Origin of the sequence: Aquibaculum sediminis (assembly GCF_040712085.1) — a bacterium.
Lineage (GTDB): Bacteria > Pseudomonadota > Alphaproteobacteria > Kiloniellales > DSM-21159 > Aquibaculum > Aquibaculum sediminis.
The window spans coordinates 206,073-228,004 of the sequence record NZ_JBFCVK010000007.1 but is presented as its reverse complement, the minus strand read 5'-3'; the positions used below and the strand labels follow the sequence as shown (position 1 = coordinate 228,004).

The window sequence follows — 21,932 nt, the reverse complement described above, 5'->3', positions numbered from 1 at the left end:
ACCCCTCATCTCAGACCCTCCAAAGGCAGAAGAGTCAGACAGAATCCGCTACGATTGAGTCGAGCTTGAGGCCGTCAAACTTCTGAGTCGGGACACTAGTAGAACTTGGCGCTGGACCGATTGGGCTGAGTGGCTAGGCTCTGGCGGCACACAACGCCGCCAGTCGATCGAGCGCCCCCTCGGGGCGCCTTCGGCTGCTCCCATGTCAGCCCGCTCCGGTGATCATGTCCATCGACTTCAAAGACCCTTCGGTTCGCAACGTCGCGCTGCTGGCCTTCTGTCAGGCGCTGGCGATGACCTGCCTGTCGCTGCAGATGACCATCTCGGCCCTGGTCGGCAGCATGATCGCCGCCAAGCCCTCACTGGCGACCCTGCCGCTGGCCTTGCAGTTCCTCGGGGTCCTGGTCACCACGATCCCCGCGTCCTTCTTCATGCAGCGTTTCGGGCGCCGCGCCGGCTTCTCGCTGGGGGCCTGCATGGGAATGGTGGGCGGGACGCTCTGCGCCTGGGCGGTGTTCCGGGCGGACTTCACCATGCTGTCCATCGGATCCTTCCTGCTGGGCAGCTTCAGCGCCTTTTCCATGTACTACCGCTTTGCGGCCGCCGACACGGCGAGCGACAAGTTCAAGAGCCGGGCAATCTCGCTTGTGCTTGCGGGCGGGGTTCTGGCCGCCATCGCCGGGCCGGAGACGGCGAAGCAGACGCGGGACCTTTTCGCACCCGTGACCTTCGCGGGCGGCTATGCGGCGATCACGGTGCTGGGCCTCGCCAGTCTCCTGGTGCTGCAGTTCATCCGCATTCCCCGACCGCCGGCGCGTGTGCGCGGCGCCTCGGGCCGGCCCCTGCTCACCATTGCGAGACAGCCCCGCTATATCGTCGCGGTGCTCTGCGGCATGGTCGCCTATGGCACCATGAACCTGGTGATGGTCTCGACGCCGCTGGCCATGGTCGCCTGCGGGCATCCCTTCGAAACGGCGGCGCTGGTCATCCAGCTCCATGTGCTCGGCATGTACCTGCCGTCCTTCTTCACCGGTTCGCTGATCGCGCGGGTCGGGCTGCCCAAGGTGCTTCTGGCCGGGGCCGTGCTGCTGCTCGGTTGCATCGTCATGGCGCTCACGGGAATCGAGGTGATGAACTTCGCCCTCGGCCTTATCCTCCTGGGCGTGGGCTGGAACTTCCTCTTCATCGGCGGTTCCACCCTGCTGACCGAGACCTATCGGCCCGAGGAGCAGGCCAAGGCCCAGGGCCTCAACGAGTTCTGCGTCTTCGGCACCGTCGCGCTCACGGCCTTCAGTTCCGGCGCGCTCTTCGACGGTATCGGCTGGGAGTGGCTCAACCTGGTAACCCTACCGGCCATCCTCCTGGCAGCGGGTGCGGTGCTCTGGGTTCTGGTGGGCGGCCGGGCCGTGCAGAAGGCGTGATCTGACTCTCACTGCCTGCCGCTTTCTGCTGCCAATCCCGGCATAACGGGGTAAGCTCAACAAAAGAGCAGGCGGAGGGGGGGGGGAGGACGGTGGGCCTACAGGACTTGCCCAAGTCGGTCGCAACGGCAGTGGACAAGATATACACGGCCGGTTTCAGTGCCGATCTCTGGCAGGAAGGCCTGAGCGACCTCTGCAGTTCCCTGGGAGCCTACTCGGCTGTGACGGTTCCCAGAGTGGCGGCGCACAACACAATCAACCTGCCCAGCACGCCCGGCATGGAAGATTTCCTGCAGGCCTTTGTGCGCGACGGCTGGTACGAGCGCGATATACGTGCCGAGCGCGGCTGGCCGCTGGTGGACCGGGGTCAGCCGGTTGTTCTGGAACAGGACATCATCCGCCCTGACGAGCATGAGAAGCACCCCCTCTACCAGGATCTCTACCGCCGCCACGGGATGCTCTGGTGGGCCGGCATCACCTTCCGGACTCATGAGCAGCAGTATGTCCTGTCGCTGTCCCGCTCCGAACGCCAGGAAGCCTTCAGCGAGCAGGAACGCCAACTCTTCCTGCAACTGACCGGCCACCTCGCGCAGTCGGTCACGCTAGCGGAAAAGCTCTGCACGGCGGCGGGCCGCGGCGGACTGGAGGTGCTGGATGCGCTCGGGAACGGCGGCATCCTGGTGGATGCCCGCGGTTGGGTGATGGGCGCAAACCGCAGTGCAGAACGCCTCCTCGGCAACGGTATCGGGATCCGGAATAGGGCGGTCTATGCGCAATCTGCTTCGGCGAACAGGAGCCTGCAGGACCTTCTGCACCGCTGCCTGAGGCTGGGTCCGCAGCCCGACGCCGCAGTTGTCGTCGAGCGGCCGCTCGGCCGTCCGCTACTGGTCGAGGTGCTGCCCATTCCGGCCGAGGCCGCGAGCCCCTTCTTCTTCGGCAAGGTGCTGCTGCTGCTTGTCGATTTGGACAAGCGGCCGACGCCAAAGAGCGCACTGCTCGCCAGCCTCTTCAACCTCACGGTGCGAGAAGCAGCCTTGGCGCTTGAACTGGGGCGCGGCGCCAGCCTCGCCGAGGCGGCTGACAGTCTCGGGATTACGAGGGAAACAGCGCGTGGTCACCTCAAGGTCGTATTCAGCAAGACGGACACGAACCGGCAGTCGGAGCTTATCGTGCTGGTTCATCGGGCGGCAGCCATCTCCTTCTGAGTGTTCTCAACGACGAGAGAAGAATCTCCTCCTGACGCTCCGCCTCCCCCAAACGGGGGAGGCCACTATCCCTTTTCTGCGTCATCAGTGACGAACGCGCCCCTGAGAGGCGTGCGCAGACAAGAGCGAAGGAATCAGGAGAATGGCAAAAGAGTTGGGGGCTGGTAGCTCGCGGGCACGGCGTGCGCTGAGTGGAGCGGGGGCGCTCGTTTGCGGCGTACTGCTTACGGGCTGCGCCGGCGCCATGATGGCCGCCGGTCCGGTTGCCTTTCCACTCGCCCTCATCGCGATGGAGCCGATGGAGGCCATGGGCGTGTTCGATGAAATGGATACAGCAATGGCACCCTCCACCAACCCAACCATGCAGGATCATCCCGCGCTGGCCGATGGCGAGTTGAGCGCGATGCAGGCACAGTTGATCGCCCGGCACACGGTGTTTGTCGCGGATGTTGACGGGCATGTCTCAAGCTTTGATGCGCGCGATTGTGCTCTGGGGCGCGATGTCGAGCTTCTGCTCGTGCATCGACTTTCCGAGTCGGGTTATGAGGACTTCGCAGCCTCGTTTGAGGGGACGGGTGCGCGCATGCAGCCCTTGCAGCGCGAAGCGGCGCTGCTGGAGGGTGAGTGCGAGGAAGGTGCACCGGAGGGTGATTTTGTGGCGGTGACAAATTGGGAGTACTCAGTCAACAGCGCAACATTCGTTTCCCGGCACGCAGAGCGGCAGCGCCTCGAAGGGGAGATGCGCGATCGCCGTTTCGAAGGGGCCATGCTGCTCGACAGGGTATCGGACATGCGCATTGAGTCACTGCAATCAAATACGCAGAACATTGCGCATTCGATGCTGCACTACGAGAACGGGGAGCCTGTGGGGCAGCACCTTCAGATACTCTACACCTATGATAACCCGTCGGAACCGCCTCGCCTTCTCACGATAATCCATGAATATGTAACCCCGTCGCTGATGAAGGCGACAACATATGCGGGAAAAAGTCTCTTCCAGGAGTTCACCACGGTGGATGGAAAGAACCACGGTTGGATGGTGGCGCATCCGGTGGAGTTTGTGGAAGGCTATCCGTCAGACGCCAGTCGGACCTGTTTCCAGTACGGGAAAGAGGCACCCGCTGAGGCTTGCGAAGGATCGGCGCAAACGTCGAGCCTGCAGGCGCCGGGCCTGTTGCCCGCCATCCAGCAGGCAGCGGCCGTCCGGTAGGTAGTTCAGCCTGATCGCAGGTAGCGCACGGCCGCGTCGCGTTCGAAGAGATAGAGCAGGGTTCTGAGTGCCGGACCCCGATCGCCTTGCAGATCGGGGTCGCGCTCCAGGATCAGGCGGGCGTGATCGCGGGCCATGGGCAGCAGCTCCGCGTGCTCGGCCAAGTCAGCCAGGCGAAAGCGCGGCAGGCCTGACTGCTGGGTGCCCAGGACGTCGCCGGCGCCGCGCAGGCGCAGATCCTCCTCTGCAATGCGGAAGCCGTCATCGCTTTCGCGCAGGATCTTCAGTCGCTCGTGCGCCGTCTCGCCCAGCGGCGGTCGGTAGAGCAGCAGGCAGGTCGAGCGCCCGCCGCCGCGGCCGATCCGTCCGCGAAGCTGGTGCAACTGCGCCAGTCCGAAGCGCTCGGCCTGCTCGATCACCATGACCGTGGCAGCCGGCACGTCGACGCCCACCTCGATGACCGTGGTGGCGACCAGGATATCGGCAGGGCCCTCGGCGAAGGCCTGCATCGCCCGATCCTTCTCCGGCCCCTTCATGCGTCCATGCACCAGGGCCACGCGGCCGGGGAAGCGTTCGGTCAGCGCGCCGTAGCGGGCCTCGGCGTCCGCCAGGTCGACCGCCTCGGACTCCTCCACCAGTGGGCAGACCCAATAGACCTTGGCGCCCTGCTCGATGGCCCGCCCGACGGCCCCGACCACCTCCGAGAGCCGCTCCAGCGGCAGGGTGCGCGTGTCCACGGGCTGCCGGCCGGCGGGCTTTTCCGTTAAGCGCGAGACTTCCATGTCGCCGTAGGCGGTCAGCACCAGGGTGCGCGGAATCGGCGTTGCGGTCATGACCAGCACATCCACGCCCTTGCCCTTGGCCGCAAGCTGCAGGCGCTGATGCACGCCGAAGCGATGCTGTTCGTCGATCACCGCCAGACCGAGGTCGCGAAACAGGACATCGTCCTGGAACAGGGCGTGGGTGCCGATCGCCAGCAGCGCGCGTCCGTGGGCGAGGCGTTCCAGCGCGCGCTTGCGCGCCGCGCCCTTGTCGCGGCCGGTGAGGAGTTCGATCCCGATGCCCGCCGCAGTGGCCAGGGGCGCGATGGTGTTGAAGTGCTGGCGCGCCAGAATCTCCGTCGGGGCCATGAGCGCCGCCTGCTGCCCAGCCTCGACCGCGGTCAGCATGGCGAGCAGTGCCACCACGGTCTTGCCGCTGCCCACGTCGCCCTGAAGCAGACGCAGCATGCGGTGCGGCTCGGCCATGTCGGCGGCGATCTCGGCAAAGGCTGTGCGTTGCGACCCGGTCAGCGGGAAGAGCAGGGCCTGAAGCGCGGCCTCCACCAGATGCCCATCGCCCTTCTGGCTGCGGCCGGCGGCACGCTTCTGCTTCAGGCGGATCAGCGACAGCGCCAGTTGATTGGCCAGCAGTTCGTCGTAGGCGAGTCTTTGGCGCGCCGGCGCTTCCGGCAGCAGGTCGGCTTCCGTCTCCGGGTGATGGGCTGCCTCTAGTGCGCTGCGCCAGTCCGGCCATTTGCGGGCCTTCAGGATGGAGGCGTCATGCCATTCCGGCAGTACGGGTGCGCGGGCCACAGCCGCCTGGATGGCCTTCTGCACCACGCGCTGGCCCAGTCCGCCGGTCAGCGGATAGACCGCCTCTACCGCCGGCAGAGTGTGATCCTCATCGGCCGGCACCACGTGGTCGGGATGATTCATCTGCAGGCGGTCGTTGTAGCTTTCCAGCTTGCCGCTGACCACGCACCAGGCCCCGTCGGGCAGGAGCTTGCGCAGCCAATCCTGCTTGGCGTGAAAGTAGACCAGCTCGATGTCCCGCGTCCCGTCGGTGCAGAGCACTTTCCACGGCCCTTTGGGCGAGTGCGGCGCCTGATAGGCCATCACCCGGACCTTCACGGTCGCGATGCGTCCAGGAACGGCCTCGGCCAGGCTGGGCCGGTAGCGGCGGTCGATCAAGCTGCTGGGCAGGTGCCAGCAGAGATCGCTCACCCGCGGCCCCGCCAGCCGCTCAAAAAGCTTCGCCAGCCGCGGTCCCACGCCGGGGAGCGTCGTGATCTCCGCAAAGAGGGGATTGAGGATATCAGGTCGCACGAATCATCCGGCGGGTTGGGAATGACAGTTCGGGGCGTTCGGCCTATATCCTATCTCCGAGCGAGGAAGGAAAGCATGAGCCAAGGCACCTCCCAAGGCACGTCGACGGAAATTCGCCGCAAACAGCTGCGGTGGCGCTGCTGGCATCGGGGCACGCGCGAGATGGATATGCTCGTCGGCGGTTTTGCCGATCGCCATATCGAGCGCCTTGATTCCGCGCAGTTGGAGCGGCTGGAGGCCCTGCTGCGCGCGCCCGACCCCGATCTCTACGGTTGGATCATCGGGCGCGATGTTCCGCCGCCAGAGTACGACACCGACATCATGAAGATGATGCAGGACTTCAAGTTTACACCTCAAAGCGGCTGAAAATAGCGTGTTTCTCAAAGAACTGCTGAGCTCGCCCGGCAGCCGTCGGGTGGCGAATGCGCCGGAAGGTCTCGATGCCCTGCTGCTCGCCGAGGCGGCAAGCCGGCCGGGTCTGCAGGTGCATGTCTGTCGCGACGACGCCCGCATGGCCCAGCTCCAGGAGGCGCTGGCTTTCTTTGCGCCGGACCTGAAGATCCTGACCTTCCCGGCCTGGGACTGCCTGCCCTACGACCGGGTCAGCCCGCACCGGGACATCGTTGCTCGACGTCTGGCCACTCTGGCGCGTTTGCGCGACGGCGGCTTTGCCGGCTTGGTTCTCACGACGGTCAATGCCCTGCTGCAGCGCGTGCCGCCGCGCAGCCATTTCGAGGGGCGCGCGCTCGTGGCCGCCGCCGGGGATCGGTTGGAGCCGGAGAGCCTGACAGCCTTCCTGGCGCAGAACGGCTACCAACGTGTGGGCACGGTGGGTGAGCCGGGGGAGTATGCGCTGCGCGGCGGCATCTTCGACCTTTTCCCGCCAGGCAGCGACGAGCCCCTGCGTCTGGACTTCTTCGGCGATGAGCTGGAGTCGCTGCGGTGTTTCGACCCGCTGACCCAGCTCTCGACCGGCCCGGCAGAGCGCCTGTCGCTGCTGCCGGTCAGCGAGGCCGTGCTGGACGAGGAGTCGATCGCGCGCTTTCGCACCGGCTATCGTGCGGCTTTCGGAGCGGTGCAGGGGGATGACCCGCTCTACGCCTCGGTCAGCGAGGGCCGCCCGCATCCGGGCATGGAGCACTGGCTGCCACTGTTCCATGACGGGCTGGAAACGCTCTTCGACTATATTGGCGATGCACCGATCACCCTGGATCATCAGGCTGAGGCGGTGCGCGATACGCGCCTGGAACAAATTGCCGACTTCCATCAGGCACGGGTGCAGCTCGCACGGGCCGATCTGGCGGAAGGCAGCGCCTACAACGCCCTGCCGCCGGAACAGCTGTACCTGTCGAAGGAGGAGTGGGAGGCGCAGCTTTCCGCGCGTGCCTATGCGGAGTTCACACCCTTCGATCTGCCGGAGGAGGCCGAGGGCCATGCCGATGCCGGTGGACGGCGCGCACCGGACTTCGCAGCCGAACGGGCGACCTCGGAAGGCAAGGCCTTCGAGGCGGTCTGCGCCTGGATTGAGGGTGAGCGCAAAGCCGGGCGCTGGGTGCTGCTGGCGGCCTACAGCGACGGCGCGCGCGATCGCCTGGGCGGACTGCTCGGCGAGCACGGACTGGAAGGGCTGAGCACGGTCTCAGATTGGGCCGAAGCCCAGGCACAGCCGGCGGGAAGTGTTGCGCTCGTCACCCTGGCGCTGGAGCGCGGTTTCACCCACGACGGCCTGTCGCTGCTCACCGAATCGGATGTGCTGGGAGAGCGCATTGCTCGAGCCACCCGCAAGCGCCGTCGTTCCGACAACTTCCTCACCGAGGTCTCCAGCCTGGAGGAGGGCGATCACGTGGTGCATGTGGACCACGGCATCGGCCGTTACGAGGGCCTGGAGACCCTGGACGTCGGGGGTGCAGCCCACGACTGCCTGCGCGTGGTCTATCACGGCAACGACAAGCTCTATGTGCCGGTGGAGAACATCGAGGTTCTCTCCCGCTACGGCTCCCAGGACGGCGTGGTAGAACTGGATCGGCTGGGGCAGGGCAACTGGCAGGCGCGCAAGGCCAAGGTCAAGGAACGCATCCAGGAGGCCGCCGAGCAGCTCATGCGGGTGGCAGCCGAGCGTGCCCTGAAACAGGCTGAGGAGATCATCCCGCAGGAAGGCCTCTACGAGGAGTTTGCGGCACGTTTTCCCTATCCCGAAACCGAAGACCAGCTGCGCGCCATCGCCGACGTGATGGAGGATCTGGCCAGCGGAAAGCCCATGGACCGCCTGGTGTGTGGCGATGTGGGTTTCGGCAAGACGGAAGTGGCGCTACGAGCGGCCTTCGTGGTTGCGATGACCGGCAAGCAGGTGGCCGTCGTGGTGCCCACCACGCTGCTGGCGCGCCAGCACTATGCCAGCTTCCGCGAACGCTTTGCCGGCCTGCCGCTGCGCATCGGACAGCTCTCGCGCCTGGCCAGCAGCAAAGAGGCGGCGGCCACGCGCGATGAACTGACCAAGGGGCAGCTCGACATCGTGATCGGAACCCACGCGCTGCTCTCCCAGTCGATCAAGTTCAGCGACCTGGGCTTGCTGATCGTCGACGAGGAGCAGCATTTCGGGGTGAAGCAGAAGGAGCGGCTGAAGGCGCTGCGCGCCGACGTGCATGTGCTCACCCTCACCGCCACGCCGATCCCGCGCACCCTGCAGCTGGCCATGAGCGGCGTGAAGGAGATGAGCCTGATCGCCACGCCGCCGGTCGACCGACTTGCGGTGCGCACCTTCGTGTTGCCCTACGATTCGGTCATCGTGCGCGAGGCCATCCTGCGCGAGCATTTTCGCGGCGGGCAAGTCTTCTACGTGGCGCCGCGCCTGGAGGATCTCGGGGCGCTTGAGGAGCGGCTGCGCAAGCTGGTGCCGGAGGTGAAGATCGCCGTCGCCCACGGCAAGCTCTCGGCCAGCGCGCTGGAAGCGGTGATGGCCGGCTTCGTCGAGCGCCGTTTCGATGTGCTGCTCTCGACCAACATCGTGGAATCCGGCCTGGATATTCCCACCGCCAACACCCTGATCATTCACCGGGCGGACATGTTCGGCCTCTCGCAGCTCTATCAGCTGCGCGGGCGTGTCGGCCGGGCCAAGCAGCGGGGCTATGCCTACCTGACGCTGCCGCAGGGACGCATCCTCACCCCCGCGGCGCAGAAGCGCCTGGATGTTATGCAGACCCTCGACAGCCTGGGCGCCGGCTTCACCCTGGCCAGCCACGACATGGACATCCGCGGGGCCGGCAACCTGCTGGGCGAAGAACAGTCGGGCCACGTCAAGGAAGTGGGTATCGAACTCTATCAGCAGCTGCTGGAAGAAGCGGTCGCAGAGGCCCGCGCCCGCTCGGAAGGCGGTGGCGGTACCGCGCAGGCCGCTGCTGGTGGCGAGACCACCTGGACCCCGACGATCAACCTGGGCACGGCGGTGCTGATCCCGGACAGCTATGTGGCCGACCTGCATCTGCGCCTGGGCCTCTACCGCCGCCTGTCGACGCTGGTGGACCGGGCGGAGATCGATGCCTTTGCCGCCGAGCTGATCGACCGCTTCGGGCCTTTGCCGGATGAGGTTGAGAACCTCCTGCAAATCATTGCGGTAAAACGTCTTTGCCGGGATGCGGGCGTCGAGCGGGTGGATGCCGGGCCCAAGGGGGCAGTGCTGACCTTCCGGGAGGAAGCCATCGCCGATCCCGCGCCGCTGGTGCAGTTCATCCAGCGCCAGAAGGGCAAGGTTCAGCTTCGCCCCGACGGCAAGCTGGTCTACCGCCGCGAATGGGACAGCGCCAAGGCCCGGATGCGCGGGGTGCGCCAGCTGATGGATCAACTGGCGCAGCTCTCCAACAAGGCGAAGCAGGCGGCTTAAGCTGTTCGGTTAAGCCTCTATCGCCGTGCCCAGGCCGCGTTCCTGGGCGCGGCGGTGGGCGAAGAGCGCAATGGCCGTGTCCTGCACACCGGTGCCGGTGAGATCGCAGAAGGTGATCTCTTCGTCAGAGCGGCGCCCCTCGGCCTTGCCGACGAGAATGTCGCCAAGTTCAACGGCCTGCGACTCCTCCACCAGTCCGGCCTTCAGGGCGTAGTGCAGTTCGCCCAGCCGGGCGCACTGCGAAACGCGGTCGACCACCAGCCGCTCGGCGCGCGCCAGGACCTGCGGGTCGACCTCGTTCTTGCCCTCGGCGTCGGAACCCATGGCGGTCATATGCTGGCCGGGCCGGAGCCATTTTGCCTGCAGGATGGGGGTGCGGGCCGGAGTGGTGGTCACGAGAATGTCGGCTTCGGCGCAAACCGCGCTGCCCTCGGCGCAGGCCGCCACCGGGATGCCCAGGCTCGCTGTCATCTCCTGCGCGCAGGCCGCGGCCTTTTCCGCATCGCGGCCCCAGATCAGGGCGCGCTCGATGGGGCGCACGAGGACCAGCGCACGCAACTGCAGCCGCGCCTGCAGGCCTGTGCCGAAGATGCCGGCCACCTTGGCATCGCGGCGGGCCAGGGTGTCGGCGGCAATGGCGCCGGCCAGAGCCGTGCGCACGTCCGTCAGGTAACCGTTGTCGAGCAGCACCGCCTCCACGCGCCCGGTGTGCGCTGAGATTAGCGTCATCATGCCGGACAGGGAGGGCAGGCCCAGCTTGTGGTTGTCGAAAAAGCCGGTGGAGACCTTCAGCGCGAAGGAATCGAGGCCAGGGACGTAGGCAGTCTTCACGTCCATCTCGCCGTTGGCGTCCTCCACGTCGAGCCGCAGGATCGGCGGCATCACCGCGCGGCCTTCGCCCAGACCGCGAAAGCCGGTCGCCACCGTCTCCATGGCTTCCCGGTCGATGTCGACGCAGGAACGCAGTTCGCCTGCCGTCAGGATCCTGATGGTCATTCCCTGCCTCCCAAGGCTTCACCCCGCCAATACACTGCGGCGGGGTGAAGAACCTCTAGCTTATGCGGCGCGTGTCAGGCCTTCGCCTGCCAATGCCCGTCGCGCACCAGTTCATCGGTGACCTTATCGACCGCACGGCGTGCCCGGGCAACCATGTCGTCGACTTCGGACGGCGTGATGACCAGCGGCGGTGCAAAGCCGAGAATGTCGCCATGCGGCATCGCCCGGGCGATCAAGCCTTCCCCGAGCGCCGCAGCGGAGACGCGCGCACCGACCTTGAGCGCACCCTCGAAGCGCTCCTTCTTTTCGCGGTCGGCGACGAACTCGACGGCCCCCAGCAGGCCCACACCGCGCACCTCGCCCACCAGCGGGTGGTCCGCAAAGGCGTCCTTGAGCCTCTGCTGGAAGTGCGCACCGGTGCGCTCGGCATTGCCGGCCAGATCCTCCTTCTCGACGATGTCGAGCGTGGCCATGGCCGCGGCGGCACCCAACGGATGTCCCGAATAGGTGTAGCCATGGGAAAAGGCGCCGAGGCTGTCGGCCGCCGTTTCCATCACCTCGTAGACACGGCGCGAGATGATGGAGCCGGAAAGCGGCACATAGGCGCTGGTCAGGCCCTTGGCGATGGTGATCAGGTCCGGCTCGATGCCGTACTTGTCGCAGCCAAAGCCGGCTCCCGTGCGGCCGAAACCGCAGACCACCTCGTCGGCAATCAGCAGCACGTCGTACTTCTTCAGCACGGCCTGGATGGCCTGCCAGTAGCCCTCGGGCGGCGGGATGATGCCGCCGGTGCCCAGCACCGGCTCGCCGATGAAAGCGCCCACGGTCTCCGGCCCCTCGGCCAGGATCAGCTCTTCCAGCTCGCGCGCCCGTCGGGCGACGAACTCGGCTTCGCTCTCGCCCTCGTTTGCGCCCCAGTAATAGTGCGGCACGCCGGTGTGGCGGATCGGACCCGTCGGCAGGTCAAAGGCATTGTGATAGAAGCTGAGACCCGTCAGGCCGCCGGAGATGATGGAGCAGCCGTGATAGCCGCGGTCCCGGCTGATGATCTTCTTCTTGGCAGGCTGGCCCTTGAGGTTGTGATAGTACCAGACGAGCTTGACGTTGGTCTCATTGGCGTCCGAGCCCGAGAGGCCATAGAAAACCTTGCTCATGTCGCCCGGCGCCATGGAAACCAACCGGTCGGACAGGCGGATCAGCGGTTCCGAAGAATGCCCGGCGTAGCTGTGATAGTAGGCCAGCTTGTGCGCCTGTTCCGCGATGGCATCGGCCACTTCCGTGCGGCCATAGCCGATGTTCACGCAGTAGAGCCCGGCGAAGCCGTCCAGCAACTCGGTGCCCTTGCGGTCCTTGATGAACACGCCCTTGCCGCTTTCGACGATGCGCGGGTCACCCAGCTTGCCGCTGGCATGGTCGCGCAGCACGGTGAAGGGGTGGAGCACGGAACGGCGGTCCATCTCCTCCAGGCTGATGTTGCGGGCTGATTGGTTCATGACAGTTGCTCCTTGCTGCGTCCTCAGGCGCCTAGGCCGCCGAGGCAGAGGTATTTGATTTCGCTGTAGTCATCGAGGCCGTGGCGCGAGCCTTCCCGACCCAATCCGGACTGCTTCATGCCGCCGAAGGGGATGGAGGCGCCGGTGAATTTTGGCGTATTTGCGCCGACCATGCCGTACTGCAGGGCATCGGCCACGCGGCAAACACGCCCCACGTCGCGGCTGTAGAGGTAGGCCGCCAGGCCGTAGATCGTATCGTTGGCCCGGGCGACAGCTTCCGCCTCCTCGTGGAAGCGCAGCACGGGCGCTACGGGGCCGAAGGTCTCCTCACGGAAAATCGCCATGGACTCGGTGACATCGGCGAGCAGGGTCGGCTCGAAGTAGGTGCCGCCGAGCCGGTGGCGTCGGCCACCAACCAGCAGCCGCGCACCCTTCTCCACGGCATCGGCCACATGGGCTTCGCACTTGGCCACCGCGGCCTCGTTCATCAGGGGGCCGATGTCGATACCCTCCTCGAGCCCCGGACCCACCTTCAACGAGGCCACCGCGGCGGCATAGCGCTCCACGAAGGCGTCGTAGATGCTGTCCTGGACGAACAGGCGATTTACCGCCAGGCAGTCCTGGCCGCTGGTGGCGAACTTGGCGCCAAGCGCGCCCTGGACGGCCGTATCCAGGTCTGCATCGTCAAAGACGAGGAAGGGGGCATGGCCGCCAAGCTCCAGCGACAGCTTCTTGATGCTGTCGGCCGAGTCGGCAAAGAGTTTGCGCCCAACTTCGGTCGATCCGGTGAAGGAGAGCGCCCGCACCGTGGGCGATTCCAGCAGCACCGCGCCGATTGCCCGGGAGGAACCGGTGAGCACCTGGAAGACGCCGCCCGGTACTCCGGCCTCTTCGGCCAGGACCGCGAGAGCCAGAGCCGAGTAGGGGGTTTCTGTTGCCGGACGCACGATCATGGGGCAGCCGGCCGCCAGCGCGGCGCCGGCCTTGCGGGTGATCATGGCCGCGGGAAAGTTCCAGGGGGTGATCGCCGCGGTGACCCCGATGGGCTCCCGGGTGACGATCATCTTGCTGCCGGGCAGGTGGGAAGGAATCGTCTCGCCGTACATCCGCTTGGCCTCCTCCCCGAACCACTCGAGGAAGGAGGCGGCATAGTCGATCTCGCCACGCGATTCCGCCACAGGTTTGCCCTGCTCCAGGGTCATCAGCCGCGCCAGTTCCTCGCGGTTCTCGGCCATCAGGTCGGCCCAGCGGCGCAGGATCGCAGCTCGGTCCTTGGCGAGGCGCCCGCGCCAGGCCGGCCAGGCTGCTGCGGCCGCTTCAATGGCGCGCCCGGTTTCGGCGGCGCCCATATCCGGGATTGTGCCCAGCAGTGAGCCATTGGCAGGATTGGTGACCTCGATGCGACCATCGCCGTCGGCGCCGGTCCAACGCCCTTCCAGCCAGGCGTCTTCCCGCAGCAACGCGGGGCGCTGCTGCCCGTCGATGCCAAGCCCCTGGGTTTGGTGTGCGTCCAACGCCATGGTGTCCTCTCCTCGAGCGATCGCCTCATTCTGGCGCAAGCTAGCCCGGGACGCGCCGCGAGTGCTGTTGAACGAATGCGGCTATGACGAAGAAAATGCGACTAGCACACGGAACAACCGAGGATTCTGCGGCTATGGTCGAGATATCTGCGATCAGAGGAGGGGGTCGGGGGAATCGGCTGTACCGTGAAGGTCGGTGGCCGGCGCAGGCTGATGGCGCCAGGCGGCTTGCACGGCGCTGCCGATGGCGAGGAGCTTATCGCGACCGAGCTCGCTGACCAGACCGAAGCTGCGGCCCTGCTGATGCCAGAAGAGCAGTGTCATGGCGCCTTCCTGCAGCAGCGAGAAGCGGGGGTTCCCGCGTTCGCGCGCTGGCCCGAAGTAGAGCGAGACCCGGGCGCGCTCGGGGGTTTCGTAAATCAGTTCCATGGCACCGGCCTGTCGGCCTGGTAGCAGGCGCGCTGCGATCAGTTCCAGCCCTTCGCTGCGCAAATCCGGCGCCCGGCCACGGGAATCGGGAATGGCGTCGGCGGCCGACAAGGGGGCAATGCTTGGAAGATCCTGGGAGCGCAGATGCAGGGGCTGTGCCGGACCTTCGTTCCAGTCCTCGAAGGCGCCGAGCAGCGGAAGGGAGGCCTGCTCCTGGAAGAATGCAAGATCCATCAGCTCATCGCGTTCCTCCCAGACCTGTGATCCCAGGACCCCGAGCAACGTGGCTAGGAGAAAGCCCGCCGCTTGCAGAGGCACGGGCCGCCTCGGCTTGGAGGCACGCGTGTCAACGATTGCCTGAGTCAGATCCTCGACGGTTGGCGGCGGTGGGGGGAGATGTCGGCCGGAGAAGGTGCTGTGCAGCAGGCGGTTTTGCGCCTGATAGGCTTCCGCCTGTTCTGCCGCCTGCGGATCCGTTGCGAGGGCACTTTCCACCTCGGCCCGTTCGCGCGGCGGCAGTTGCCCATCCACATAGGCCAGAATCTGCGCTTCGCCGAGTTGCTGCCCGCCGGGCAGAAGGCGGAAACGCTCCTTCATTGCGCTCTCCGCTGGTGAGTCCTTTTGCCTTCCAGCGCGCGTCGCAACGCCACCCGTGCCCGGCTCAAGCGGGACATGACGGTGCCGATGGGAACGGACAGCAGGGTGGCGGCTTCCTTGTAGGAAAAACCCTCGAGCCCGATCAGCAGCAGGACCTCGCGCTGCTCTCGTGGCAGAGCCTGAAGTGCCTGGGCCATGGCGTGCCATTCCGCGCGGGCCGGCTGGTTGGCGGCCAGCGGAAGCTGCATGTCCAGGTCCTCCAGGGATAGATGCGCGAAGGCCCCGGAGGGACGGGCACGCTGCTCCATCCAGGTGTTGTGCGCCACCGAGTAAAGGTAGCCGTGCAGGTTGTTCACCTTTGCACCCTTGCGCAATGCAGCCAGTACGCGTTGCAGACTCTCCTGAACCAGATCGTCCGCGTCGGCGGTGCTGCCAGTCAGGGCCAGGGCATAGCGCCTCAGGCCGCGCACTTCTTCTGTGAGTCTCTCTGCAGGATCGCCCAAAACCGCCCTCCTGTCGCTTGCACGCCGGAGAGTATCCCGCTGCTTCGGTGGCCAGGGGTCTGCTCGAAAGGAGCGGCGCAGCGCTCTTTCGAGTGGGTGGTCTTCTGGAATAGGCGAGCGTTCCCCACGCTCTATAAAGCAGCGGCTCGCGGTGAGAGCAGAGCCATGCCTCTTCCTGATGCGTGGCAGACACCGTCGGGTCAGGGCGGTGCGGCGTGATCCTTCCGGCAAGGTCGAAGGCAAGGGGGAAGAATGCTTGGAATCGGCTGCAGGCCCCGGTGCCTCCGCGTCGCGCGCCGCATGGGAGTGTTGGTCGCAGGCGGCATCGCTTGCCTGGTCGTGGACCCTGACCGTGGCGCCGCCATCGGGCCCGGGAACCTGGGGCCTGCTGTTGTGCAATCAGCCGAACTCTATGCGACCCCAATCGGCGGGAGCCTGAGCCTGTCTAATGCTCGAAGCATCGCGGCGGGTCGGCTGAACCCGGATACCAGCGCCTCCGAAACCGTGCCCGAGCGCGGTGCTTCCCCGGCCCTGGGTCGCACAGTGGCACCCGATGGCGCGGCAGAGGCGATCCCCGAAGCAAGCCAGGCGCGGGCCATGGCAACAGCTGCCGCCGAGGCGGCCGTCGAGGCGGGCATCGCCAATGATCCGGCATCCGCAGCGCTGGCGGCGGCACGAGCAGAGAACGCTGCGGAAGCGGCCGCCTGGGCTGCGGGGGCTGCACAGGATCGGGCGCGCCTTCTGGGCACTTCCGAGGCTCAGGCCGCTGCGCGAGCGGCGGCCGAAGCGGCAGCGCGGGCGCGCCTTAACGCTCAGACGGCCGCCGAGGCGGTGGCCCGCCTGCGGCAAGAGCGTCGGCCAGCACATCCGGACTCTCTCTGGCTCGACTGATCAGGAATCCTGCTTGGTGAACTCGGTACTGATTGCCGCGGCTTCAACGCTTGCGGCGCATCCAGAGGAAGAAGCCGATCAAGAGGCCAGCGCCGATAAGGATGAATGCCAGGGGACCGAGAAAGCGCGGATCGTGGCCCAGATCGAGACCGCGGCTGAAATCCAGGACCAGTGCCGCCGTGCCGGCGACGAAGATCAGGCCGGCGGCCAGGGCGAGCAGCGGGCCGCGCATGATGGAGTCCGCCCTACTGCATGACCTTGGGGCCCTGCATGTCCAGCGGCCCCGCTTCAGGCAGCACGCCCAGGCGTCGGGCGATCTCCTGATAGGCTTCCTCGACCTTGCCCAGGTCGCGGCGGAAGCGATCCTTGTCGAGCTTCTCGTTGGTCTTGATGTCCCAGAGGCGGCAGCTGTCGGGGCTGATCTCGTCCGCGAGGACGATGCGCATCTGGTCTTCCTCCCAGAGACGCCCGAACTCGAGCTTGAAGTCCACCAGCTTGATGCCGACGCCCAGGAACAGCCCGGTCAGGAAGTCGTTCACTCGCAGCGCCATCTGCATCATCTCGTCGAGATCCTGCGGTCCGGCCCAGTTGAAGCAGGTGATGTGCTCCTCGGTGACCAAGGGGTCTCCCAGGGCATCATTCTTGAAATAGTATTCAACGATGGAGCGGGGCAGGGCGGTGCCTTCCTCGATGCCCAGGCGTTTGGAGAGCGATCCCGCGGCCACGTTGCGCACGACCACTTCCAGCGGGATGATCTCAACCTCGCGAACCAGTTGCTCGCGCATGTTCAGGCGCCGGACGAAGTGGGTGGGTATGCCGATGCTCTCGAGCCGCATCATGAGGTACTCGGAGATGCGGTTGTTCAACACGCCCTTGCCGGTGATCGTGCCCTTCTTCTGGTTATTGAAGGCCGTGGCATCGTCCTTGAAGTACTGCACGAGGGTGCCCGGTTCCGGGCCCTCGAATAGAACTTTGGCTTTGCCTTCGTAGATCCTTTTGCGTCGCATCTTCTTCGTCCGGGAGAGGCAGCGGCCAGGCCGCGGGTTTCGGCTGGGAGGAACGGGCTCGCGCCGTGAGGGTAGGTGGCTCTTCGCTATATAACAGTCGGGCCAGCGGCGAACAACGGCACCGCCGGGACCTGAGAAGGCCCCACCCCTTCAGTCCTCACGCAAGAAACAGGCCCCGTCGTGATCCTGCACCAGTCCGGCAGCCTGCATGAAGGAGTGGGTGATGGTCGGGCCGACGAAGCGAAAGCCGCTCTGCTTCAGGCGACGACTGAGTTGCGTGGCTTCCTGCAGACCGCTGCCGTCCCCGGAGCGATGGGGGGCCGCAGGCCGGTGTTCCCAGATGAAGGCGGAAAAGCCGCCTGGATGCGAAGACTCGATCTCCAGCCAGGCCCGGGCACCTGAGATGGTTGCTTCGATCTTGCCGCGGTGCCGCACGATGCCCGGGTTGTTGAGCAGACGAACGATGTCCTCCTCGCCGAAGGCAGCCACCGTTTCTGGTTGAAAGCCGGCGAAGGCGGAACGGAAAGCCGGTCGCTTGCGCAGGATGGTGAGCCACGAAAGCCCAGCCTGGAAGCTTTCGAGACTGAGCATTTCATACAGCCTTCGCCCATCATGCGCCGGCCGTCCCCACTCCTCGTCGTGATAGGCGCGGTAGAGCGCATCGTCGGTGACCCATGCACAGCGCGGGCGACCGTCGGGGTGGCGGGTCGAAACCTTCATGAAGATGGCCCGGTCCGGGTGCAGCGCCGATTGCCGCTTGCGGTGCCTTGGCGTAGTGTCCGCAACGTCATGTCCACTTCCTCACTTGCTCCCTATGCCTGCCACGCCGCGCACAGCCGCGGTCGTCTGGTGGATGAGTCACCCAGTGCGACTCGCAGCGCCTTTCAGCGTGACCGGGATCGCATCATCCACGCCGGGGCTTTCCGCAAGTTGCAGTACAAGACCCAGGTCTTCGTCTATCACGAAGGGGACTACTACCGCACCCGCCTGACACACTCGCTGGAGGTGGCGCAGATTGCGCGCTCGGTGGCGCGGGCCTTGCAGCTGGATGAGGACCTGGCCGAGGCCATCGCGCTGGCCCACGATCTGGGCCACACGCCCTTCGGACATGCAGGCGAGGATGCCCTGAAGGCGGCGATGGAGCCTCACGGCGGTTTTGACCACAACGAGCAGACCTTTCGTGTGGTCACGCATCTGGAGGAGCGCTACCCCAACTTCGACGGCCTCAACCTGACCTGGGAAAGCCTGGAAGGCTTGGCAAAGCACAACGGCCCGGTCGGCCGGCCGCGCCCGACGATCGCAGATTTCGATGCGCAATGGTCGCTGGAACTCGGCGGCCACGCCAGCGCCGAGGCACAGGTGGCTGCACTGGCTGATGACATCGCCTACGTGAATCACGATCTGGACGACGGCCTGCGCGCCGGGCTTTTTACGGTCGAAGAGTGTCGGACCTTGCCACTGGTGGGGGAGGTCTTGGCCCGTGTGGAACAGACCTACCCTGGCGTCGAGCGGGCACGGCAGATCCACGCTGCGGTGCGCGAACTCATCGGTGTCATGGTGGACGACCTCTTGCAGGAAAGCCGCAGGCGGCTGGCCGAGGACAAGCCTGCCTCGGTCGATGAACTGCGTCAGGCGGGACGCCCGCTCATTGCCTTTTCGGCGGAGGTGCAGGAGAAGCTACGCCCGGTCCGGAAGTTCCAGTTTGCGCGGATGTACCGCCACTATCGGGTGAACCGCCTCACCTCCAAGGCACGACGCGTGCTGCGCCAGCTGTTCGATATCTATCTGGCGGAACCCAACCTCCTGCCGGATGAGTGGCGCTTGGAGGTCGAAGCCGCCCCGGCGCAATCGGCACAGGCGCGTGTTGTCGCGGACTATGTCGCAGGCATGACCGATCGCTACGCACTGGAATCCCATGAGAAACTCTTCAACCCCTATCTCCGGTTATAAAGAATGAATCTCTTCAAAGACTTTCAGGTCATCGTTCGGGATCAACTTGAAGCACTGGTGGCCGCCGAAAATCTGCCCGAGGGCCTCGATTTCTCGCGGGTGACTGTCGAGCCGCCGCGCGATCCGAGCCACGGTGACCTGGCCACCAATGCGGCAATGGTTCTGGCCAAGCCGGCGGGCCGTAAGCCCCGCGATGTGGCCGAGATGCTGGCGGAAGAACTGCGCCGCCTCGAGGGTGTGGAGAGTGTCGAGATCGCCGGGCCGGGGTTCATCAACCTGCGCCTCAGTGATGACGTCTGGTATCGCCAGCTCGCCGGCATCCTGCGCGCGGGTTCGGACTTCGGTTCCAGTGACATGGGCCGTGATGCGGCCGTGAACGTCGAATATGTCTCCGCCAATCCCACCGGTCCACTGACGGTCGGGCATGCCCGCGGCGCCGTGGTGGGAGATGCCCTGGCCTCGCTATTGGAGAAGGCCGGCTACAGGGTGCTGCGCGAGTACTACGTCAATGATGCCGGAGGCCAAGTGGACACACTGGCCCGGTCGGCCTACCTGCGCTACCGCGAAGCGCTGGGCGAGACCATCGCGGAGATTCCGCCCGGCCTCTATCCGGGAGAGTATCTCAAGGACGTGGGTGCCGCCCTGGCTGGGCGCGACGGGGAGAGGTGGCTCGACCGCCCCGAGGAAGAGTGGCTGCCGGAAGTGCGCGCCTTCGCCATCGACGCGATGATGGGTCTGGTGCGCGCCGACCTGCAGGCCATCGGCATCGAGCACGACCTCTTCGTCTCCGAGCGCGCCCTGGTCGAAGCCGGCGCCGTGGATGCCGTGATTGAGACACTGCAGGCGCGCGACCTGATCTATACCGGCGTACTGGAGCCGCCCAAGGGCAAGGCGCCGGAGGACTGGGAGCCGCGGCCGCAGACGCTCTTCCGCGCCACCGCCTACGGCGACGACACCGACCGTCCGATCCGCAAGTCCGACGGTTCCTGGACCTATTTCGCCAACGACATGGCGAACCATCTCGACAAGTATCGCCGCGGCTATCCCACCATGCTGCAGGTCTGGGGCGCCGACCATGGTGGCTACGTCAAGCGCATGAAGGCGGCCGTGGCGGCCCTGACCAACGAAGAAGGCAAGCTCCACGTGGTGCTATGCCAGCTCGTGCGCCTGATGCGCGGCGGCGAGGAATTGAAGATGTCGAAGCGCTCCGGCAACTTCATCACTCTGCGCGAGGTGGTGGAGGAGGTCGGCAAGGACGTGCTGCGTTTCATGATGCTGACCCGCAAGCCGGACGCGCCGTTGGACTTCGATCTCGAAAAGGTGCTGGAGCAGTCGAAGGATAACCCGGTCTTCTATGTTCAGTACGCCCATGCCCGTGCGCACTCCGTGTTGCGTCACGCCACTGAGGCATTTCCGGCAATCGATCGGGATCCGCGTGCCCTGGCCGAGGGGCCGCTGCATCGCCTGACGGATCCCAGCGAGGTTGCGCTCATCAAGCTGATGTCCGGTTGGCCGCGCCTGGTGGAGAGTGCGGCGGAAGCCTACGAGCCGCACCGCATTGCCTTCTATCTGCACGAAGTGGCAGCGGCCTTTCATGGACTCTGGACGAAGGGCAAGGAAGACACGACGCTGCGCTTTCTGGTACCGGAAGATCCGGAGCTCACGGGAGCCCGCCTGGCCCTGCTGCAAGGCATGGCCGCCGTGATTGCCTCCGGATTGCTGATTTTCGGCGTTGAGCCGGTGGAGGAGATGCGCTGATGCCGTCCGACGGCCGCAACCACTGGGACGATGGGCCTCCCATCGAGCTGCGCGGCGATCCCGCCTATCGCCAACGCAGCACGGCCTATGCACATGACCACTATCCGGACGAGGAGCCCGAGCCTGAGCGGCGCCGGCGCCGCATTGGTCCGCTGCGCGTGGCCCTGGCTGGACTGGTGCTGCTCGGATTCGGGGCGCTGGTGGTCTATGCCTACACCTGGGGCACAAGTGATCCCGACCCCGAGGAGCTGCCGCTTGTTACGGCGCCCGGCACGCCCGAGAAGGAACGGCCGGAGTCCCCGGGTGGCATGGAGGTTCCCTATCAGGACAGCCTGGTCCTGAACCCGGGTGAGCGCTCGGAGGAGGGTGTGGAGCGCCTTCTGCCGCCGCCGGAAGAGCCGCGTCCCCCGGAACCGGAAAGCGAAACCGCCACGCAGGCCACCGAGGCCGGACAGGCGGGTCCTGCAATCGATGGGACCGGTGAGGAAGCGGATGTCTCGGCTGAGGAAGCGCCGGAAGGGGAGGAAACCGCCACTGCGCCAGCTCAAGTTGCCGACGAACCGCTTTCGCTGGATTCCATGGTGAGCGAGATCGCAGAGGCGCCAGCGGAGGAGGAGACGTCCCCTGAAGCGTCCGTAACCGAAGATGCGGCTGACGAGACCGAGGAGCCTGCTGTGACTGTCGAGCAGGAGGAGCCCGCGGCAGAGCAGGCAGCAGCACCGGCTTCGGGGGGATTCGTGATCCAGTTGGCCTCCGTGGGCAACCGCGACGCCATTGAGCGGGAATGGTCCCGGATGCAGGAGCGGCATCCCGAGGTGTTGGGCGACCTGACCTTGCAGGTGGAAGAAGCCGACCTGGGCGAGCGCGGCACCTTCTATCGCCTGCAGGCCGGCCCTGTGCCGACACGCGAAAGTGCTGACCAGCTCTGTGCCCGCTTGCAGGCCGCGCAGCAAGACTGCCTGGTGCGTGCCCGATGAGTGGGCAGGGG

Annotated in this window: 18 protein-coding genes; 9 read left to right on the top strand and 9 right to left on the bottom strand. The window is 66.0% G+C overall.

Annotation, left to right across the window (positions count from 1 at the left end; genetic code table 11):
* The first annotated feature begins 224 nt into the window (after nucleotides 1-224).
* The 3 genes from ABZ720_RS13270 to ABZ720_RS13260 all read left to right on the top strand — a co-directional run bounded on the left by ABZ720_RS13270 (nucleotide 225) and on the right by ABZ720_RS13260 (nucleotide 3,836).
* A complete protein-coding gene (locus tag ABZ720_RS13270; RefSeq protein ID WP_366556005.1) occupies nucleotides 225-1,421 on the top strand; it encodes an MFS transporter in 1,197 nt (398 codons plus the stop codon).
* Nucleotides 1,422-1,513: 92 nt separating this feature from the next.
* The gene (locus ABZ720_RS13265) at nucleotides 1,514-2,626 is read left to right on the top strand and encodes a helix-turn-helix transcriptional regulator (protein WP_366556004.1); all 1,113 of its coding nucleotides are present in this window, start codon (nucleotides 1,514-1,516) and stop codon (nucleotides 2,624-2,626) included.
* Between the two features lie 142 nt (nucleotides 2,627-2,768).
* Nucleotides 2,769-3,836 carry a hypothetical protein gene (locus tag ABZ720_RS13260; RefSeq protein WP_366556003.1) on the top strand — a complete coding sequence of 356 codons (1,068 nt, stop codon included), beginning with the start codon at nucleotides 2,769-2,771 and terminating at the stop codon, nucleotides 3,834-3,836.
* 5 nt (nucleotides 3,837-3,841) lie between these two features.
* Here the strand turns inward: ABZ720_RS13260 and recG are convergent, their stop codons facing one another.
* Nucleotides 3,842-5,923, bottom strand: a complete 2,082-nt coding sequence (gene recG / locus ABZ720_RS13255) for an ATP-dependent DNA helicase RecG (RefSeq protein ID WP_366556002.1) — start codon at nucleotides 5,921-5,923, stop codon at nucleotides 3,842-3,844.
* 75 nt (nucleotides 5,924-5,998) lie between these two features.
* On the opposite strand from recG, the gene ABZ720_RS13250 reads away from it, so the two are divergent.
* Both ABZ720_RS13250 and mfd read left to right on the top strand, forming a co-directional pair.
* A complete protein-coding gene (locus ABZ720_RS13250) occupies nucleotides 5,999-6,289 on the top strand; it encodes an FAD assembly factor SdhE (protein WP_366556001.1) in 291 nt (96 codons plus the stop codon).
* A 7-nt stretch (nucleotides 6,290-6,296) separates the two neighbouring features.
* The gene (gene mfd / locus ABZ720_RS13245; protein WP_366556000.1) at nucleotides 6,297-9,800 is read left to right on the top strand and encodes a transcription-repair coupling factor; all 3,504 of its coding nucleotides are present in this window, start codon (nucleotides 6,297-6,299) and stop codon (nucleotides 9,798-9,800) included.
* Nucleotides 9,801-9,809: 9 nt separating this feature from the next.
* Here mfd and ABZ720_RS13240 read toward each other — a convergent pair whose 3' ends face one another.
* The 5 genes from ABZ720_RS13240 to ABZ720_RS13220 form a co-directional block, all read right to left on the bottom strand.
* Entirely contained in the window at nucleotides 9,810-10,796 is a 987-nt protein-coding gene (locus tag ABZ720_RS13240) for a cyclodeaminase (RefSeq protein WP_366555999.1), read from the bottom strand.
* 74 nt (nucleotides 10,797-10,870) lie between these two features.
* The gene (locus tag ABZ720_RS13235; protein WP_366555998.1) at nucleotides 10,871-12,289 is read right to left on the bottom strand and encodes an aminotransferase; all 1,419 of its coding nucleotides are present in this window, start codon (nucleotides 12,287-12,289) and stop codon (nucleotides 10,871-10,873) included.
* Nucleotides 12,290-12,312: 23 nt separating this feature from the next.
* Nucleotides 12,313-13,809 carry a succinate-semialdehyde dehydrogenase gene (locus ABZ720_RS13230; protein WP_366555997.1) on the bottom strand — a complete coding sequence of 499 codons (1,497 nt, stop codon included), beginning with the start codon at nucleotides 13,807-13,809 and terminating at the stop codon, nucleotides 12,313-12,315.
* A gap of 153 nt (nucleotides 13,810-13,962) precedes the next feature.
* Nucleotides 13,963-14,835 carry an anti-sigma factor family protein gene (locus ABZ720_RS13225; RefSeq protein WP_366555996.1) on the bottom strand — a complete coding sequence of 291 codons (873 nt, stop codon included), beginning with the start codon at nucleotides 14,833-14,835 and terminating at the stop codon, nucleotides 13,963-13,965.
* The gene (locus ABZ720_RS13220; RefSeq protein ID WP_366555995.1) at nucleotides 14,832-15,338 is read right to left on the bottom strand and encodes an RNA polymerase sigma factor; all 507 of its coding nucleotides are present in this window, start codon (nucleotides 15,336-15,338) and stop codon (nucleotides 14,832-14,834) included. Before ABZ720_RS13220 ends, ABZ720_RS13225 begins: the two co-directional genes overlap by 4 nt.
* 597 nt (nucleotides 15,339-15,935) lie before the next feature.
* Here ABZ720_RS13220 and ABZ720_RS13215 point away from each other — a divergent pair.
* Nucleotides 15,936-16,229: a hypothetical protein gene (locus ABZ720_RS13215; RefSeq protein ID WP_366555994.1), complete on the top strand. Its 294-nt coding sequence runs from the start codon at nucleotides 15,936-15,938 to the stop codon at nucleotides 16,227-16,229.
* Between the two features lie 43 nt (nucleotides 16,230-16,272).
* Here the strand turns inward: ABZ720_RS13215 and ABZ720_RS13210 are convergent, their stop codons facing one another.
* From ABZ720_RS13210 to ABZ720_RS13200, 3 genes are all read right to left on the bottom strand, one after another.
* Entirely contained in the window at nucleotides 16,273-16,461 is a 189-nt protein-coding gene (locus ABZ720_RS13210) for a hypothetical protein (RefSeq protein ID WP_366555993.1), read from the bottom strand.
* Between the two features lie 13 nt (nucleotides 16,462-16,474).
* A complete protein-coding gene (gene purC / locus ABZ720_RS13205) occupies nucleotides 16,475-17,236 on the bottom strand; it encodes a phosphoribosylaminoimidazolesuccinocarboxamide synthase (protein WP_366555992.1) in 762 nt (253 codons plus the stop codon).
* Nucleotides 17,237-17,386: 150 nt separating this feature from the next.
* On the bottom strand, nucleotides 17,387-17,956 hold the full coding sequence (locus ABZ720_RS13200) for a DNA-3-methyladenine glycosylase I (RefSeq protein WP_366555991.1): 570 nt from the start codon (nucleotides 17,954-17,956) through the stop codon (nucleotides 17,387-17,389).
* A 69-nt stretch (nucleotides 17,957-18,025) separates the two neighbouring features.
* On the opposite strand from ABZ720_RS13200, the gene ABZ720_RS13195 reads away from it, so the two are divergent.
* From ABZ720_RS13195 to ABZ720_RS13185, 3 genes are read left to right on the top strand one after another with little or no spacing between them, the layout of a single operon-like run.
* Nucleotides 18,026-19,186, top strand: a complete 1,161-nt coding sequence (locus tag ABZ720_RS13195; protein WP_366555990.1) for a deoxyguanosinetriphosphate triphosphohydrolase — start codon at nucleotides 18,026-18,028, stop codon at nucleotides 19,184-19,186.
* 3 nt (nucleotides 19,187-19,189) lie between these two features.
* On the top strand, nucleotides 19,190-20,944 hold the full coding sequence (argS, locus tag ABZ720_RS13190; RefSeq protein ID WP_366555989.1) for an arginine--tRNA ligase: 1,755 nt from the start codon (nucleotides 19,190-19,192) through the stop codon (nucleotides 20,942-20,944).
* A complete protein-coding gene (locus ABZ720_RS13185; protein WP_366555988.1) occupies nucleotides 20,944-21,921 on the top strand; it encodes an SPOR domain-containing protein in 978 nt (325 codons plus the stop codon). The genes argS and ABZ720_RS13185 overlap by 1 nt, the downstream gene beginning before the upstream one ends.
* Nucleotides 21,922-21,932 lie beyond the last annotated feature (11 nt).

Bases quoted from the DNA above. Each gene is read 5' to 3' on its own strand.
- ABZ720_RS13270 (WP_366556005.1), top strand. From the start codon at position 225: ATGTCCATCGACTTCAAAGACCCTTCGGTTCGCAACGTCGCGCTGCTG.
- ABZ720_RS13260 (WP_366556003.1), top strand. From the start codon at position 2,769: ATGGCAAAAGAGTTGGGGGCTGGTAGCTCGCGGGCACGGCGTGCGCTG.
- ABZ720_RS13250 (WP_366556001.1), top strand. From the start codon at position 5,999: ATGAGCCAAGGCACCTCCCAAGGCACGTCGACGGAAATTCGCCGCAAA.
- ABZ720_RS13240 (WP_366555999.1), bottom strand. From the start codon at position 10,796: ATGACCATCAGGATCCTGACGGCAGGCGAACTGCGTTCCTGCGTCGAC.
- ABZ720_RS13235 (WP_366555998.1), bottom strand. From the start codon at position 12,289: ATGAACCAATCAGCCCGCAACATCAGCCTGGAGGAGATGGACCGCCGT.
- ABZ720_RS13230 (WP_366555997.1), bottom strand. From the start codon at position 13,809: ATGGCGTTGGACGCACACCAAACCCAGGGGCTTGGCATCGACGGGCAG.
- ABZ720_RS13225 (WP_366555996.1), bottom strand. From the start codon at position 14,835: ATGAAGGAGCGTTTCCGCCTTCTGCCCGGCGGGCAGCAACTCGGCGAA.
- ABZ720_RS13215 (WP_366555994.1), top strand. From the start codon at position 15,936: ATGGCAACAGCTGCCGCCGAGGCGGCCGTCGAGGCGGGCATCGCCAAT.
- ABZ720_RS13210 (WP_366555993.1), bottom strand. From the start codon at position 16,461: ATGCGCGGCCCGCTGCTCGCCCTGGCCGCCGGCCTGATCTTCGTCGCC.
- purC (WP_366555992.1), bottom strand. From the start codon at position 17,236: ATGCGACGCAAAAGGATCTACGAAGGCAAAGCCAAAGTTCTATTCGAG.
- ABZ720_RS13200 (WP_366555991.1), bottom strand. From the start codon at position 17,956: ATGAAGGTTTCGACCCGCCACCCCGACGGTCGCCCGCGCTGTGCATGG.
- ABZ720_RS13195 (WP_366555990.1), top strand. From the start codon at position 18,026: ATGTCCACTTCCTCACTTGCTCCCTATGCCTGCCACGCCGCGCACAGC.
- argS (WP_366555989.1), top strand. From the start codon at position 19,190: ATGAATCTCTTCAAAGACTTTCAGGTCATCGTTCGGGATCAACTTGAA.
- ABZ720_RS13185 (WP_366555988.1), top strand. From the start codon at position 20,944: ATGCCGTCCGACGGCCGCAACCACTGGGACGATGGGCCTCCCATCGAG.